Annotated in this window: 1 pseudogene; it reads left to right on the forward strand. The window is 33.6% G+C overall.

Annotation, left to right across the window (positions count from 1 at the left end):
- Window positions 1-241, forward strand: a pseudogene (locus SH09_RS13980) (DUF334 domain-containing protein); the annotation flags it as partial.

Genomic DNA, 241 nt, shown 5'->3' on the forward strand with positions numbered 1-241 from the left:
GAAACAAAACAAGCTAGTAATAAAATATATATCAGAGATGAAAGAACAACAGGACTTGAGAGAAAAGGAATTGCAGGCAATCAAGTCGAGTTTGAAAAAGACGACGGAGGACTTTCAAGGAAGAGGTAAAAAAGTCCATAATGATTTTGTTCGTTTGTTACAAAAGAATTTAAATCGAGTGAATGCAGAAGATATTGAGATAGAGGTTCGAAAAGATGTTTATGGAGTTCGAGAAGAAATT

This window comes from Staphylococcus gallinarum, from assembly GCF_000875895.1.
GTDB lineage: Bacteria > Bacillota > Bacilli > Staphylococcales > Staphylococcaceae > Staphylococcus > Staphylococcus gallinarum.